Source organism: Vibrio sp. THAF64 (assembly GCF_009363455.1).
GTDB classification, from domain to species: Bacteria; Pseudomonadota; Gammaproteobacteria; order Enterobacterales; family Vibrionaceae; genus Vibrio; species Vibrio coralliilyticus.
In genome coordinates this window covers 421,626-438,277 of the sequence record NZ_CP045355.1, presented here as the reverse complement: position 1 = coordinate 438,277, position 16,652 = coordinate 421,626, and the positions used below count along the sequence as shown (strand labels likewise).

General features: G+C 47.0%; 13 protein-coding genes. 5 read left to right on the top strand and 8 right to left on the bottom strand.

Features of this window, described 5'->3' with window-relative positions:
* Positions 1-80: 80 nt before the first annotated feature.
* From recX to pncC, 3 genes are all read right to left on the bottom strand, one after another.
* Positions 81-545 carry a recombination regulator RecX gene (gene recX / locus FIU99_RS02010; protein ID WP_006963116.1) on the bottom strand — a complete coding sequence of 155 codons (465 nt, stop codon included), beginning with the start codon at positions 543-545 and terminating at the stop codon, positions 81-83.
* 84 nt (positions 546-629) lie between these two features.
* Positions 630-1,676: a recombinase RecA gene (recA, locus tag FIU99_RS02005; protein ID WP_031343405.1), complete on the bottom strand. Its 1,047-nt coding sequence runs from the start codon at positions 1,674-1,676 to the stop codon at positions 630-632.
* 180 nt (positions 1,677-1,856) lie between these two features.
* The gene (pncC, locus tag FIU99_RS02000; RefSeq protein WP_006963118.1) at positions 1,857-2,360 is read right to left on the bottom strand and encodes a nicotinamide-nucleotide amidase; all 504 of its coding nucleotides are present in this window, start codon (positions 2,358-2,360) and stop codon (positions 1,857-1,859) included.
* Between the two features lie 84 nt (positions 2,361-2,444).
* Here pncC and mutS point away from each other — a divergent pair, with 84 nt between their 5' ends.
* Positions 2,445-5,009: a DNA mismatch repair protein MutS gene (gene mutS, locus FIU99_RS01995; protein ID WP_006963119.1), complete on the top strand. Its 2,565-nt coding sequence runs from the start codon at positions 2,445-2,447 to the stop codon at positions 5,007-5,009.
* A gap of 52 nt (positions 5,010-5,061) precedes the next feature.
* On the opposite strand, the gene lptG is transcribed toward mutS, so the two are convergent.
* Both lptG and lptF read right to left on the bottom strand, forming a co-directional pair.
* Positions 5,062-6,132, bottom strand: coding sequence for an LPS export ABC transporter permease LptG (gene lptG, locus FIU99_RS01990; protein WP_006963120.1), 1,071 nt, complete (start codon positions 6,130-6,132; stop codon positions 5,062-5,064).
* A gap of 3 nt (positions 6,133-6,135) precedes the next feature.
* On the bottom strand, positions 6,136-7,239 hold the full coding sequence (lptF, locus tag FIU99_RS01985; protein WP_006963121.1) for an LPS export ABC transporter permease LptF: 1,104 nt from the start codon (positions 7,237-7,239) through the stop codon (positions 6,136-6,138).
* Positions 7,240-7,430: 191 nt separating this feature from the next.
* On the opposite strand from lptF, the gene pepA reads away from it, so the two are divergent.
* From pepA to FIU99_RS01970, 3 genes are all read left to right on the top strand, one after another.
* Positions 7,431-8,939: a leucyl aminopeptidase gene (gene pepA, locus FIU99_RS01980; RefSeq protein ID WP_006963122.1), complete on the top strand. Its 1,509-nt coding sequence runs from the start codon at positions 7,431-7,433 to the stop codon at positions 8,937-8,939.
* 52 nt (positions 8,940-8,991) lie between these two features.
* Complete coding sequence (locus tag FIU99_RS01975; RefSeq protein ID WP_006963123.1) at positions 8,992-9,441, top strand: DNA polymerase III subunit chi; 450 nt, start codon at positions 8,992-8,994, stop codon at positions 9,439-9,441.
* Positions 9,442-9,537: 96 nt separating this feature from the next.
* Entirely contained in the window at positions 9,538-12,411 is a 2,874-nt protein-coding gene (locus tag FIU99_RS01970) for a valine--tRNA ligase (protein ID WP_006963124.1), read from the top strand.
* A 61-nt stretch (positions 12,412-12,472) separates the two neighbouring features.
* Here FIU99_RS01970 and FIU99_RS01965 read toward each other — a convergent pair whose 3' ends face one another.
* Positions 12,473-13,465 carry a M48 family metallopeptidase gene (locus FIU99_RS01965; protein WP_006963125.1) on the bottom strand — a complete coding sequence of 331 codons (993 nt, stop codon included), beginning with the start codon at positions 13,463-13,465 and terminating at the stop codon, positions 12,473-12,475.
* On the bottom strand, positions 13,465-14,640 hold the full coding sequence (locus tag FIU99_RS01960) for a YjgN family protein (protein ID WP_006963126.1): 1,176 nt from the start codon (positions 14,638-14,640) through the stop codon (positions 13,465-13,467). The genes FIU99_RS01965 and FIU99_RS01960 overlap by 1 nt, the downstream gene beginning before the upstream one ends.
* Positions 14,641-14,937: 297 nt before the next feature.
* Here FIU99_RS01960 and FIU99_RS01955 point away from each other — a divergent pair, with 297 nt between their 5' ends.
* Positions 14,938-15,675 (top strand): ABC transporter substrate-binding protein, encoded by a 738-nt coding sequence (locus FIU99_RS01955; RefSeq protein ID WP_006963127.1) that lies wholly within the window; start codon positions 14,938-14,940, stop codon positions 15,673-15,675.
* Here FIU99_RS01955 and FIU99_RS01950 read toward each other — a convergent pair.
* On the bottom strand, positions 15,672-16,634 hold the full coding sequence (locus tag FIU99_RS01950) for a D-2-hydroxyacid dehydrogenase (RefSeq protein WP_006963128.1): 963 nt from the start codon (positions 16,632-16,634) through the stop codon (positions 15,672-15,674). The two genes, FIU99_RS01955 and FIU99_RS01950, sit on opposite strands and share 4 nt — an antisense overlap.
* Between the last annotated feature and the right edge of the window lie 18 nt (positions 16,635-16,652).

Genomic DNA, 16,652 nt, shown 5'->3' with positions numbered 1-16,652 from the left:
ACGACTAGCTTTCTTGTAGAAAAGAGCCTTTTCAACGCGAATTTCGCAACAAATCAAAAAAATGAGCGCATAAACACTGTTTATGATCCGTCTTCATTACTCAGGGCATAGCTGATTTGTTCAAAGCTGTAGCCGCGATATTGAAGAAATCGCACCTGTTTTGCATACTCTTTCTGATCTTTCGCTTTGACGCCTTTGAACTTTTTTTCGGCAGCCTGTTTCGCCAACTCAAACCAGTCTTGAGGCTCCTCTTCAAATGCCTTTTCAATAACGGACTCACTGACACGTTTCTGATTGAGCTCCTGACGAATACGTCGTTCACCATGACCTTTGTATACATGCTGTCGGATCTGGCTTTTGGTGTAACGAAGATCGTCTAAGTAATTGTGTTCAAGACAGAAGTTAACCGCTTCTTGAATCGCCTCTTCTTCATAGCCTTTCATCGCAAGCTTATGATAAAGCTCATACTCACCATGATCACGCCGACTAAGCAGTTGAATGGCAGCTTCTTTACTGGATAAAGTGGGAGGTTTGCGTTGAAACATAAGCACTTAAAGATTATTCGGTTACGCTAAATACAACAAAGCCCCGCAAAATTGCAGGGCTTCAAAACTCTGAGCTATAAGTGCTTATAGCTCTTCTTGCTCTGGCATTTCACCTAGCTCAGCGTCGTCTGGCTGGATTTCTGCCGGTGTTAGCAACAACTCACGCAATTTCGTATCGATTTGCTGAGCCGCCGCTGGGTTTTCACGTAGGTACTTGCATGCATTTGCTTTACCTTGGCCAATCTTATCGCCATTGTAGCTATACCAAGCGCCCGCTTTTTCAACCAACTTATTCTTCACGCCCAGGTCAATCAGCTCACCTTCACGGTTAAAGCCCGCGCCGTACATGATTTGCGTTTCAGCTTGTTTAAACGGTGCTGCGATCTTGTTCTTAACCACTTTAATGCGAGTTTCGTTACCCACCACTTCGTCGCCTTCCTTGATAGAGCCTGTGCGGCGGATATCAAGACGAACAGAAGCGTAGAATTTTAGTGCATTACCACCTGTGGTCGTTTCAGGGTTACCAAACATCACACCGATCTTCATACGGATCTGGTTGATGAAGATACACATACAGTTTGACTGCTTCAGGTTACCTGTCAGCTTACGCATTGCCTGAGAAAGCATACGCGCCTGAAGACCCATGTGGCTATCGCCCATTTCGCCTTCGATTTCCGCTTTCGGTGTCAATGCAGCCACAGAGTCGACAACCATAACGTCAATCGCACCTGAGCGCGCCAGAGCGTCACAGATTTCTAACGCTTGCTCACCCGTATCCGGCTGAGAAACCAATAGTGCATCAATATCTACACCTAGCTTCTTAGCGTAGACAGGATCAAGAGCGTGTTCTGCATCAATAAAGGCACATGTTTTACCTTCACGTTGTGCAGCAGCAATCAGCTCAAGAGTTAGTGTCGTCTTACCTGATGACTCTGGGCCATACACTTCAACGATACGACCCATTGGCAGACCACCAGCACCCAATGCGATATCAAGAGAAAGTGAACCTGTTGAGATGGTTTCAACATCCATAGCGCGGTTATCACCAAGACGCATAATAGAGCCTTTACCGAATTGCTTTTCAATCTGACCGAGCGCAGCGGCGAGCGCTTTCTGTTTGTTATCGTCCATCACTTTCTCCGATTTGTTCATCAACGCATTGATGATCTTTGAATTCTTCTCTTCTTCCCCAGAGTCCTCTGAGGCAATCAATGAAAATCATTATACTGTTGATTCATACAGTGTCTATAGCTGTGTGAATTTTTTTTAGATTTAGATCATATCTCTTTAATTTTATTCACTTTTAAATTATCAGCCAGAATATGTGCTGCGTTGTTCCAACTCTTCGTACAGTACTTTCATCGCCACTTCAACGGCCTGATGGCGAACCTCAGCTCGATCACCATCAAAGTGATAAGTGGCGACTTTCAGCCAACTGTTTTCATCGGCCCAAGCAAAACAAACCGTTCCTACTGGCTTTTCAGTGCTACCACCTCCTGGCCCCGCAATACCACTGATTGAAACACCAATATTGGCACTGGAATGTTTAATCGCACCTTGCACCATTTCAATCACCGTCTCTTCGCTGACAGCACCATGAGAAACAAGCGTCGGCTCCGCTACTCCTAGCATCTCCATTTTCGCTTCATTACTGTATGTAATAAAAGCGCGGTCAAACCAGGCCGAACTGCCCGCAATATCGGTAATTGCGGCTGATACACCACCACCTGTGCAAGACTCTGCTGTGGTAAGGATTAAATTATGATGATTTAGGTGTTCACCTAGTTTTTGAGATAGTTTTTGCAATGCCTTCATATCTAAAACTCTCATTGTGACTTTTCGCCAATCAGTGATTCACGTATCCTAAGCCGCAATAGAAATAAACAAAAGATCTTAACCGTGAAAGCTGAACAAAAACACACTCCCATGATGCAGCAGTACCTCAAATTGAAGGCTGAGAATCCGGATATATTGCTGTTCTATCGAATGGGAGATTTCTATGAGCTTTTTTATGACGATGCCAAACGCGCATCTCAGTTACTTGATATCTCGCTGACCAAACGTGGTGCCTCCGCTGGTGAACCCATTCCTATGGCTGGTGTTCCGTTTCATGCGGTAGAAGGGTATCTGGCTAAGCTCGTTCAGCTCGGTGAATCAGTGGCTATCTGTGAGCAGATTGGCGACCCGGCCACCAGTAAAGGACCGGTGGAACGCCAAGTCGTTCGTATCGTGACGCCGGGTACAGTCACTGACGAAGCGCTGCTTTCAGAACGGATTGATAACCTCATCGCGGCGATTTATCACCACGATGGTAAATTTGGTTACGCCACACTGGATGTGACCTCTGGCCGCTTCCAACTGATGGAACCGGAAACCGAAGAAGCGATGGCGGCAGAACTGCAACGAACTGCCCCTCGTGAACTGCTCTTTCCAGAAGACTTCGAACCCGTAGAATTAATGGCTGCGCGTAACGGTAATCGTCGTCGCCCGGTGTGGGAGTTCGAACTGGACACCGCTAAACAACAGTTAAACCAGCAGTTTGGCACTCGTGATTTGGTTGGTTTCGGCGTGGAACAAGCACACCTCGGGCTATGCGCCGCTGGCTGTCTGATTCAGTACGTGAAAGACACTCAACGTACCGCTCTGCCTCATATCCGCTCCCTAACTTATGATCGTCAAGATCACTCCGTCATTCTCGACGCGGCCACTCGTCGTAATCTGGAGATCACTCAGAACTTAGCGGGCGGGACTGACAATACACTCGCCGAGGTCATTGATCATACTGCGACGCCTATGGGTAGCCGAATGTTGAAACGTTGGCTTCATCAGCCAATGCGTGACATCAATACGCTCAACCATCGCCTAGACGCAATCAGTGAGCTGAAAGAACTGACTCTGTTTGCTGACTTACACCCGATTCTCAAACAAATTGGCGACATCGAACGTATCTTGGCGCGTCTTGCTTTGCGCAGCGCCCGCCCTCGTGACATGGCGCGCTTACGCCATGCTATGCAGCAACTACCTGAGTTGGCAGAGACAATGGGTACGCTAGCTCATCCTTATCTCACCAAGCTAGGGCAATATGCGGCGCCACAAGAGGCCGTTTGTGAACTGCTTGAACGTGCCATTAAAGAGAACCCACCGGTGGTGATCCGAGATGGTGGTGTGATTGCTGAAGGGTACAATGCCGAGCTCGACGAATGGCGAAAGTTGGCCGATGGTGCGACTGAGTATCTGGAAAAGATGGAACAGGATGAGCGTGAGCGACACGGCATCGATACGCTCAAGGTCGGCTACAACAATGTTCACGGATTCTTCATCCAAGTCAGCCGCGGACAAAGCCACCTAGTACCTCCGCACTATGTACGCCGTCAAACGTTGAAAAATGCAGAACGCTACATCATTCCTGAGCTGAAGGAGCATGAAGACAAGGTTCTTAATTCCAAATCGAAGGCACTGGCGCTTGAAAAGCAATTGTGGGAAGAGCTGTTTGACCTTTTAATGCCCCACCTAGAAAAGCTGCAAAATTTGGCTTCAGCTATTTCCCAAATAGATGTGCTGCAAAACCTTGCAGAGCGGGCGGACAGCTTAGATTACTGCCGACCAGTGATGAGTCAGGAACCTGGTATTCACATTCAGTCAGGACGCCACCCTGTCGTCGAACAAGTAATGGATGAGCCTTTTATTGCCAATCCGATAGAGCTCAACCCACAGCGTAAGATGCTGATCATCACCGGCCCGAACATGGGCGGTAAATCGACCTACATGCGCCAAACTGCCTTGATTGCGCTAATGGCCCATATCGGTTCTTACGTACCGGCTGAATCGGCTCAAATTGGCTCCATCGATCGCATCTTTACCCGTATTGGGGCATCCGATGATCTCGCCTCTGGCCGTTCTACCTTCATGGTAGAGATGACGGAAACAGCCAACATTCTCCATAATGCGACCACCAATAGCCTAGTGCTGATGGATGAAATCGGTCGAGGCACCAGTACTTATGATGGTCTCTCACTTGCTTGGGCGAGTGCCGAATGGTTGGCAAAAGAGCTTGGTTCAATGACCTTGTTTGCCACCCACTACTTTGAGCTGACCGAACTGCCAAACCAGATTCCTCATTTAGCGAACGTTCACTTAGATGCAGTGGAACACGGCGATACCATAGCCTTCATGCACGCCGTTCAAGAAGGTGCAGCGAGCAAATCGTATGGTCTTGCTGTAGCTGGGCTGGCTGGTGTGCCAAAGAGTGTCATTAAAAATGCCCGAGCGAAGCTGACGCAGCTTGAACAACTCAGTCAGGGAGAAAGTAGCAGCGTTACCAGCAGTGCGGTCGACATTGCTAATCAACTGAGTCTTATTCCGGAGCCAAGCGAAGTGGAAGAAGCTCTCTCAGGCATCGACCCTGACGATTTAACGCCACGTCAGGCACTGGAAGAACTGTATCGATTGAAAAAGTTGCTGTGATAAACAGTAAAACGGCTGCCATTGGCAGCCGTTTTTATTTCAGATTTAGTGTTTAGAGCTTTCTTCTCAAGAGGGCTAAAGCCACTGTCAGAAAGACGATACTTGGCATCACAGCACCAAAAACTGGTGGGATACTGTAAACCAGACTGAGTGGACCAAAGAACTCACTGGAGATATAGAAGGTAAAACCCGCCACCACACCAGATAGAATACGTGCCCCCATGGTAACACTACGCAGCGGCCCAAAAATAAACGACAGCGCCATCAACATCATCACGGCAATAGAAAACGGCTGAGTCACTTTGCGCCAGAGAGCCAGCTCATAACGCGAAGCATCCTGCTCTGAAGCTTTCAAATACGTCACGTAATCATAAAGACCACTGAGTGATAACTCTTCGGGTTTCACTGTCACGACAGCGAGCTTGTCAGGCGCTAAAGAGGTCGTCCAACGATACTCAGGCAAACTGGTTTTGGTGATTTCCACTTCATCCGCCATTTCAGTCAACTGCACATCTTTCATCACCCAAGTGTTGTCAGATAAATAATCTACTTCGGCCGCATGCACCACACTTTCCAACTGTTTGTCGTCGTTGTAGCGCCACATGCTCAAACCGTATAGCTTGTCGTCTTCAACTTTACCGATGAAGATAAAGTCGTTGGCATCCCGGGCCCACACACCAGTCCGCACTGACATGATCGCACCACCAGATGTGGTGAACGCACGCAGATCACGCGCCATTTTCTGTGCCTGAGGTGCACCCCACTGACCAAGTAAAGTCACCAGAACCATCAGAGGAACCGCCGTTTTCAGAACCGACAGGCCGATATCCAACTTGGAATAGCCAGCGGCCTGCATTACCACCAGCTCTGAACTTGACGCCAGCATACCTAACCCAATCAATGCACCCAGCAAAGCGGCCATTGGGAAGAACATTTCGATATCACGAGGAATACTCAGTAGCACGTAAAACAAGGCTTGCAGCAAATCATAACTGCCCTGCCCCACTTTACGTAGCTGTTCAACGTATTTAATGATGGCAGACAGGCCAACAAAGGTCGCCAATACGAGCGACGTCGTGGCGATAATGGTTCTGCCAATATAAAGGTCGAGAATTTTAAACACGGCTTATGCTGCCTTCTTTCTTTGTCTTAGTTTGTCTTTAAAGCGTCGCATTGGAATGCTGTCCATCGAATTGATCCCTATTGCGGTCAGCAGCAAGGCCGCGTTAATCGGCCACATACCGATAAACGACGGGATAGAACCATCTTCTAGCGCCGACTTAGTGGCACTAATCGAAAGGAAGTACGCCAAATAGATGAGAATCGCTGGGCCCATTTTAGCGAAGCGTCCCTGACGTGGGTTAACTGCTGACAACGGAACGACCAACATAGTCAGAAGCGGAATACAGACAACCAGAGAAATACGCCATTGCAATTCGGCCTGAGCACGCGGATCTGGGTTAGATACCAACTGCATCGTCGGGATAGCTTCCCAGTCACGCCCTTTCGGCTTCACGTCACGCTGGCCAATTAGGCCTTCATACTGGTCAAAATCGGTCACCATGTAATCAACGCGCGTTGGCACACCTTCATAACGCGTACCATCGTACATGCGAATAACCTGACGTCCGTCACTCAGTTCTTTCACCTCACCAGATTGCGAGAAGGACACACTTGGTAGAATTGAATCACGTGGGCGCATCTGAGCTACAAACACATGCTTGAGCTGCTTGCCTTCAATATCGTCGATAAAGACCACAGAGGAACCGTCCGGAGTACCCTGGAACTGGCCTTTCTGCAATAGGTCAACACTGTTCTCCGCTTCGACTTCTTCTTGTAACTGAATCAGCTTTTCCTGACTCATTGGCGAAAATACGAATGCATTGGCTGCAGCAATCACGCCAGTGATCACCGCAAGATAGAGTGCGGCGCGGATTAGAAACTTATTTCCTATTCCGGTCGCATTCATGACAGTTATTTCACTTTCTGCATACAGTCGGCCAAAAGTCAGCAAAATACCGAGGAAAAGACTCAATGGCAGCATCAAAAGCCCCATTGACGGCATGCTCAAACTCACATAGTGCATAACCAGACTGGCAGGAATATCTCCATCCGAAGCATCCGCTAAAACTTTGATCAATTTTTGGCTTAAAAACACTAAAAACAGGATAAAAAATATCGCTAACTGGCTCTTGAGTGTCTCGCGGATCAAATATCTAACAATAATCACGCTGAAATTACCTATACAAAACTTGTTTTTTTAATTGAATCACTATAATTTCCCGTTGAACCTTTTATTTTTAAATTTTTTGGCTAACTGTTAACGCGCTTATTTAAAAGTAGTTCCGATTAAGGAATCAACAAGTAAGACGCCATTATCTAACATTTAGTTCTATTTGTCTTCAGGATGTAGGAGTACGCATGGAGTTCAGTGTAAAGAGTGGTAGCCCGGAAAAGCAACGTAGTGCATGTATCGTTGTGGGTGTATTCGAACCACGTCGCCTTTCTCCAGTTGCTGAACAGCTCGATAAAATCAGCGACGGCTATATCAGTTCACTACTTCGCCGTGGTGATCTGGAAGGTAAACCAGGGCAGATGCTACTTCTGCATCAAGTACCAGGTGTTTTGTCTGAACGTGTTTTACTTGTCGGTTGTGGCAAAGAACGCGAATTGGGCGAGCGTCAGTACAAAGAAATTATTCAGAAAACGATTAACACTCTGAATGAAACAGGTTCAATGGAAGCGGTATGTTTCCTGACTGAGCTACACGTTAAAGGCCGCGATACTTACTGGAAGGTTCGTCAAGCAGTCGAAGCAACCAAAGATGGCCTGTACACTTTTGATCAGTTCAAGAGCGTCAAGCCAGAGACTCGCCGTCCACTGCGCAAGCTGGTATTCAACGTACCAACTCGCCGTGAACTTAACCTAGGTGAAAAAGCGATCACTCATGGTCTTGCCATTGCTTCAGGGGTAAAAGCATCGAAAGATCTCGGCAACATGCCGCCAAACATCGCAAACCCTGCTTACCTTGCTTCTCAGGCTCGTCGTCTGGCTGATGACTATGACACCATCACAACCAAGATTATTGGTGAGCAAGAGATGGAAAAACTGGGTATGACTTCATACCTTGCAGTAGGCCGCGGCTCTAAGAATGAATCTATGATGTCTATCATGGAATACAATGGCAACCCAGATCCAGAAGCGAAACCAATCGTGTTGGTTGGTAAAGGTCTGACTTTTGATTCAGGCGGTATCTCACTTAAACCAGGTGAAGGTATGGATGAGATGAAGTACGACATGTGTGGTGCGGCATCTGTTTTCGGTACCATGAAATCTCTGGCGAAACTTAACCTACCAATCAACGTCATTGGTGTTCTTGCTGGATGTGAAAACATGCCAGGCAGCAATGCTTACCGTCCAGGTGACATTCTGACAACGATGTCAGGCCAAACTGTTGAAGTACTTAATACTGACGCTGAAGGCCGTTTGGTTCTTTGTGATGCACTGACTTATGTTGAGCGCTTCGAACCAGATTGTGTGGTAGACGTAGCAACGCTAACAGGCGCTTGTGTAATTGCACTGGGCCACCACATCAGCGGTGTTATCTCAAACCACAACCCACTGTCTCACGAGCTAGTGAACGCTTCTGAACAAGCAAGCGATCGTGCATGGCGTCTACCAATGGCAGACGAATACCATGAGCAGCTGAAGAGCCCATTTGCTGACATGGCAAACATCGGTGGTCGCCCTGGCGGTACAATTACAGCAGGTTGCTTCCTGTCTAAATTTGCTAAGAAATACAACTGGGCACACGTCGACATCGCAGGTACTGCGTGGAAGTCAGGCGCAGCAAAAGGCTCAACAGGCCGCCCAGTCTCAATGCTTGTCCAGTTCTTACTGAACCGCAGTGGCCAAGAGACAGAAGAGTAATTTCTGAACAAATTCTAAAGGGCCGAAAGGCCCTTTTTTATTCGGAATGATTATGCCAAACGCAACGTTTTACATCATTAAGCCCGATTCACCGCAAGCCAACCGACAAGGCTTTGAACAATACGTTTTGTTTCTTGCTGGTCACTTTGCCAAACAGGGCGCTAAGGTGTATCTCCATTGCCATGATAAGCAGCATGCTGAGCAGTTAGCGGAATGTTTCTGGCAAGTCGATGCCGAACAATATCTGGCTCATAACCTCACTGGTGAAGGGCCTAAATATGGCACAGGCATTGAAATCGGATACCAAGGTGTTAAGCCCTCATGGAACCGACAATTGGTAATAAATTTGGCTGAAAATGAGACAACCTTTGCGAACAAGTTTGCAGAGGTGGTAGACTTCGTCCCTTGCGAAGAAAAAGCCAAGCAACTGGCGCGAGAACGATATAAAATCTATCGCCAAGCGGGTTATCAGCTACAAACGATCGACATCGCACACAACTAATGGTCAATCCTTATAGCTAAGCTCTCCTTCTAGAGAGTTCACTTATAAAGATTGACTTAGAATTAAACCAGACCTATCTGCAGAATATCTATAGCTATGGAAAAGACATACAACCCAACTTCAATTGAACAAGCGTTATACCAAGCTTGGGAAGAGAAAGGCTACTTTAAGCCACACGGTGACACGACGAAAGAATCATACAGCATCATGATCCCGCCACCGAACGTCACTGGTAGCCTACACATGGGCCACGCGTTCCAAGATACAATCATGGATACTCTGATCCGTGCTGAACGTATGAAGGGCAAAAACACCCTTTGGCAGGTAGGTACTGACCACGCTGGTATCGCTACTCAGATGGTTGTTGAGCGTAAAATCGCAGCAGAAGAAGGCAAAACCAAACATGACTACGGTCGTGATGCCTTCATCGACAAGATCTGGGAATGGAAAAACGAATCTGGTGGCACAATCACTAAGCAGCTTCGTCGCCTTGGTGCATCAGTAGACTGGGACCGTGAGCGCTTCACGATGGACGATGGCCTATCTAACGCGGTTCAAGAAGTATTCGTTCGCCTGTATGAAGAAGACCTGATCTACCGTGGTAAGCGTCTAGTAAACTGGGATCCTAAACTGCACACTGCAATTTCTGATCTTGAAGTTGAAAACAAAGACAAAAAAGGCCACATGTGGCACTTCCGCTACCCGCTAGCGGATGGCGTTAAAACAGCTGAAGGTAAAGACTACATTGTTGTTGCGACAACTCGTCCGGAAACCATGCTTGGTGATACGGGTGTTGCTGTAAACCCAGAAGATCCACGTTACAAAGATCTGATCGGCAAAGAAATTCTTCTTCCTGTAGTTGATCGTCGCATCCCTATTGTGGGTGACGAGCACGCTGATATGGAGAAAGGTACTGGTTGTGTGAAGATCACTCCTGCACACGACTTCAATGACTATGAAGTCGGTAAACGTCACCAGCTACCAATGATCAACATCCTAACTTTCAACGCTGACATTCGTGATGCTGCGGAAGTATTCACCACTAACGGTGAAGCAAGTGATGTGTACTCAACTGAGCTACCAGCGAAATACCACGGCATGGAGCGCTTTGCTGCGCGTAAAGCTATCGTTGCAGAATTTGAAGAGCTAGGCCTTCTAGACGAAATCAAAGATCACGACCTAACCGTTCCTTACGGCGACCGTGGTGGCGTGGTTATCGAACCAATGCTAACTGACCAGTGGTACGTACGTGCTGCACCTCTTGCTGAGCCTGCTGTTAAAGCGGTTGAAGATGGTGAAATCCAGTTCGTGCCTAAGCAGTACGAAAACATGTACTTCTCTTGGATGCGTGACATTCAAGACTGGTGTATCTCTCGTCAGCTTTGGTGGGGTCACCGTATCCCAGCTTGGTACGACAACGACGGCAACGTCTATGTAGGTCGTACTGAAGAAGAAGTACGTACAAACAACAACCTTGCACCTGTTGTAGTTCTTCGCCAAGACGACGACGTACTTGATACATGGTTCTCTTCTGCGCTATGGACGTTCGGTACTCAAGGCTGGCCAGAGCAAACTGAAGACCTGAAGACCTTCCACCCTTCAGATGTGCTAGTAACGGGCTTCGACATCATCTTCTTCTGGGTTGCGCGTATGATCATGATGACCATGCACTTCAACAAAGATGAAAACGGTAAGTCACAAGTACCGTTCAAGACAGTTTACGTAACGGGTCTAATCCGTGACGAAAACGGCGACAAGATGTCTAAGTCTAAAGGTAACGTTCTTGACCCTATCGACATGATCGATGGTATCGACCTTGAGTCTCTAGTAGAGAAGCGTTGTGGCAACATGATGCAGCCTCAGCTAGCGAAGAAGATCGAGAAGAACACACGTAAGACTTTCGAAAACGGTATCGAACCATACGGTACTGACGCACTGCGTTTCACTCTTGCTGCTATGGCTTCTACTGGCCGTGACATCAACTGGGATATGAAGCGTCTTGAAGGTTACCGTAACTTCTGTAACAAACTATGGAACGCAAGCCGTTACGTACTAATGAATACAGAAGAGCACGATTGTGGCATGTCACTGTCTGCTGAAGAGCGCGCGAGCCTAGAGTTCTCTCTAGCGGACAAATGGATTGAATCTCAGTTTGAGCTGGCTGCAAAAGAGTTTAACGCTCACCTAGACAACTTCCGTCTAGACATGGCAGCAAACACGCTTTACGAATTCATCTGGAACCAATTCTGTGACTGGTACCTAGAGCTAACTAAACCAGTTCTTTGGAAAGGTACAGAAGCTCAGCAACAAGCGACTCGCTACATGCTGATCACTGTGTTAGAGAAGACACTACGTCTTGCTCACCCAGTGCTACCTTACATCACTGAATCTATCTGGCAGAGCGTTAAGCCGCTAGTAGACGGTGTTGAAGGCGACACCATCATGACTCAAGCACTACCTCAGTTTAACCAAGAGAACTTCAACGCTGAAATCGTAGAAGACATCGAATGGGTTAAGACCTTCATCACCGCAATCCGTAACCTACGTGCAGAATACGACATCGCACCTAGCAAAGGTCTGTCGGTAATGGTTAAGGTCGCTGATGAGAAAGATGCGGCTCGTATCGAAGCAAACAAGACAGTACTCAGCTCACTGGCTAAACTAGATGAAATCAAAGTACTGGCTGAAGGTGAAGAGACGCCAGCTTGTGCAACTAAACTGGTTGAGAAGTCTGAGCTGATGATCCCAATGGCAGGTCTGATCGACAAAGATGCTGAGCTTGCTCGTCTTGATGGCGAAATCAAGAAAACGCACGGCGAAATCAAACGTATCGAAGGTAAGCTAGGTAATGAAGGTTTCGTTGCTAAAGCGCCTGAAGCGGTTGTTGCGAAAGAGCGTGAAAAGCTAGAAGGTTACCAAGAAACCTTAATCAAGCTTGAAGAGCAGAAGACAACCATCGCGGCACTGTAAACCAGTACCATAGATAAAGAAAAGGCAGCGAATTCGCTGCCTTTTTTATCTCTGTGATTCGTTATTCGCGTGCGGCCTGGATGCGCAGCTCAAAACCAGGGTGACTACTCATCCATTCTGGCATTTCCAACCTTTCTTGTTGTCTGAACAACTCAAACATCTCTGCCATCGGTTCACTACTGCCGTATATATCCACCATCGCTTGTCGAGCATAAGCGTCAGCTTCCAGTTCAGCGTCACGAGAGTGACCATTGGAAAGGAAGAAAACCCCTAGCCCGGCCAAGTTATCCACCACTCCCGAGCTTTCACCGGTTAACACTGCAACTCCAACTGAAAGTAAACTCGAATGGACTAACCTTTTGATCATATGGCGATGATGAACATGACCTAGCTCGTGAAGGATAATGCTATCGAGCTGTTGTTCATTCTCAGCCAGAGTAACCAAATCGTCGAGTAATACGATTTTCCCACCAGGCAATGCAAATGCATTGGCGCCAAGCTCTGAGGAGCGAAACTCCACCTCAATGGGATAAGGTAACGCTTCCAACTGTGTGACATGCTGAGCCACACGTTGGCGGATCGCTTGCTGCTCTTGCGAACTCAACTCGCTCTCTTGCCAGCTGTTATCAAAGCTTTCGAGCACTTTATCGCCCAGCGCCACAGCAACGTAATCAGGGATAGCATTAGCGACCTTCTCACTGGTCCATGGCAAGACATAAAAGTAGCTACCTAATACCACTCCAATACACACTACCGCTGACAACAACCACGCTAACCAGTTGGTTTCCATCTTATCAATGGTACTGCTTTTGCGATTTCGTTCCAGCCAGTGGCTGACTTCTGCCGTTCTTTCAACCACAAATACCCAGCCATCGGGGAACTTAAAACGCACGGGTAGATTACCAACAGGGACACTAATATCGGCGTATTGCTGATCACAACTGATGATTTTCCCGTCAACACGCAAACTTAATGCATTGGCTTGAGTGACATCCAACTTGGCAGGATGACGCTCCGAGCTGCGTGGCGGAAACGCCACCCCGTCAAATAGCATTAGCTGATTCCGATACCTAGATCAAAGGCCTGTGCCACTTCATCCGATACTGCAGATTTGACATTTGAATCTTGGTCTGTCGCCTTCAGCGCACTCATATCGCCAAACACCACGGTGTTATCAGCAACATAACGGGATGTTCTGACCATAACCCAAGGTCTGGCAATACTTAGCGTCACCACCTGTAGTAAGAAGTTAGAGATCACCAACCAAGTGTACCCTCTCGCAGTCAGTGACGACTTAAAGGTGTATTGACTGTCTGACTCTTGATCCAACTTCGCCCGCAGTTGATCAAAGATGTAATTACGCAATCGCGTTGTGGTGTAGGCTGTCAGGCCGATAGTCAGTGTAATGATGGCTAGGTAAGCCACAATAAACACCGTAACCTGAGATACGCCCATCAACGAGCTGAAGTCCCCATTCTGAAGCGCGGTAAAATCGAAACCGCTAAATACCGTCAAAGACATTGCAATCAAAAGAACAATCGACGCGACAATACCTAAGCCTATCGCTTTTAGATAAGTTTTGAAAAAGAAGCCCGTTTCAAGTTCCGCACTGAACTTCCAATCTCCGTATCGATAGCCATTAGAAAAATACTTATGCGCGCCAGCCACAACCCATGCATACAACACAGCCATGAACACCAAAGACGCAATACCTAATACCGTTGCAGCGACTGCAGAAACACTGGATACCGCCACGACCACACCAATATAGATAGCCATCGCTAGCAAAGCACCTAAACCGCGCCCCATAAGCGCTACATAGGCATCTTTCAATGAAGAGTCAAAAGAGAAATGAACATTGCGGTAACTCGTCTTTGCGGCATCAAAGCGGGCATTGCTCCATAACAACCAAGGTAAAGCAATGTAAAAAACCAGTAATAGAGCCGCGCTCGCTGCTGGGAAAAAGGCGTTCGCCACGGCCCAAATCACTAGTACTGCAACAGCAACTAAACGTCCTTTGAGGATTTGCATCGGCTCAGCATGGTACTCAAAATTATCATTATCGACATAGGTATTACCGTAGAAATAACGTTTGGTTCTGACCTTCGCCCATGCTGAATAGATACCAAAAGTGATGATGGTCAGCAGAACATTGACTATCCAAATACCAAAGAATTCGCCTCCCTTTCCCTTAAACTCAACGGGATTTGTTATATGTTTTTGTTCCATTTATTACATTTCCTGACGTAGTTGACTAAAACACAAGACAAATAATTTCTTACATTTCATTTCCAGCGTCTATGTCTTAATAACAAGAAAATGCAACCAGTTGATGTACATCACAAATAATATGGAGTATTAACACAATAATTTTACATATAGTGGACATCAAAAACATTTGCCCATGAAATATCAATTGCTTATTGATTGAATCTGACCTTGTTTCACTTCGCTTTTGAGCAGTAATGATCCAATTGAGCCTGTCTCTTCTAGAATTACTTAGAGGCCACCAAATAAGGAGCCAAGATGTTGAAGAAATCCTTGTTAGTTATTCCCCTGCTTCAATGCTTGTTTGTCTTGTCAGCCTACGCCGAAAGCACACATCAAACCGTCAAGATCACAGCCGGAGATTGGCCACCGTTTATTGGTCAGAACCTTGAGGGCTATGGTGTCGTCGCACAAACCATTGAACAGGTTTTTGCGTTGCAAGGCTATGAGGTGACTTTCGCTTTTTATCCTTGGGCTAGAGCTTATGAGAAAGCTCAAAGTGGAGAGTATGATGCCACTGCGGTATGGATGTTTGATGAAGATCGGACGGAGCATTTCTATTACAGTGAACCAGTCTCGCAAGAGCAATTTGTCTTCTTTCATCACAAAGACTTAGCGTTTGATTGGTCTAAGATAGACGATCTCAAGGGATACAAGATGGGTGGAGGGTTAGGTTACAGCTATGGGGAAGCTTTGGATGCCTTAATCGATGCAAAAGAGGTCAGCATAAGCCGAGTCAACAACCCTAGCCAGAATCTGCTGCGCCTTAATCATAAACGTATCCAAATCTATCCAGAAGAACGTCAAATCGGCATGTATCATCTGAGCCAGCAACCAGAAGAGATTCGAAATAACATTACCTATCACCCGAAACCCTTTCTTAATAACGACGGTTTCGTGATGTTCTCCAAACAAAGCCCTAGAGGAAAAGAGCTATTAGAGATCTTTAACCAAGGGCTTATCAAGTGGCACCAACAACAATCTAAAGGCCACTAAACGACACGGTTTTGTTCCTGCCCTTGATGAAAGGCAGTGATGTTATCCATCAGGATGTTCGCTAATTTCTGAATCGATGAGTCACTGCCCCACGCAACATGTGGAGTCAGGAGCAAATTAGGCAGATTCATATTAGCGAGCAACGGGTTGCTGTCGTCCGCTGGCTCTTGGCTAAATACATCGACACCAGCACCAGCAATCGTGCCTCGTTTTAAGGCCTCAACCAGAGCCGCTTCATCAACCAACCCACCTCGACCAGTATTGATCAGCACACTGCCAGGCTTCATTTGAGCCAGTTCATGACGCCCAATCAAGTTATGAGTCTGTTCATTCAACGGACAATGTAGCGTCAAGACATCAGCCATCATCAACACCTGCTCAAATGGCAGGTAACCTTTTCGGCAATGATGCGCACCTTTATGTTCTGCATAAATGACTTGCATACCAATCGCCTTCGCCAGCGCGGCAGTAGCCTGACCCAAAGCTCCAGAGCCGACAACGCCCAGCGTCGAGCCTGCTACGTCACCAATTGGGTGAGTAAAGAAACAAAACTGTTTATTGCGTTGCCATTCCCCTTTGGCAATATCATTGTGGTAGCCCATCAAATTGCGCTTAAGAGCAAATATCATCCCAATCACATGCTCAGGCACCGATTGAGTGGCGTAGCCCTGCACGTTTGTGACAGCTATGTTTTGCTCACGGCAGTAATCAATGTCGATGTTGTTGAAGCCAGTAGCCGAGACAGCGATCAGCTTGAGATCCGGTAGTTGGCGCAACACTGCCGCATCTAATACGACTTTATTCGTGATGACGATATGAGCGTTTTTCAGCCGTTCTACCACCAGCTCAGGGCTGGTGAAATCATATTCAATCCATTGGTGATCAAAAGGAAGGTGAGGTAATTCGATATGAGTTGGGATCGTCGCACGATCCAAGAACACAACATTAGGCAGCGACATGGTTTCTCCTTTCGCTGC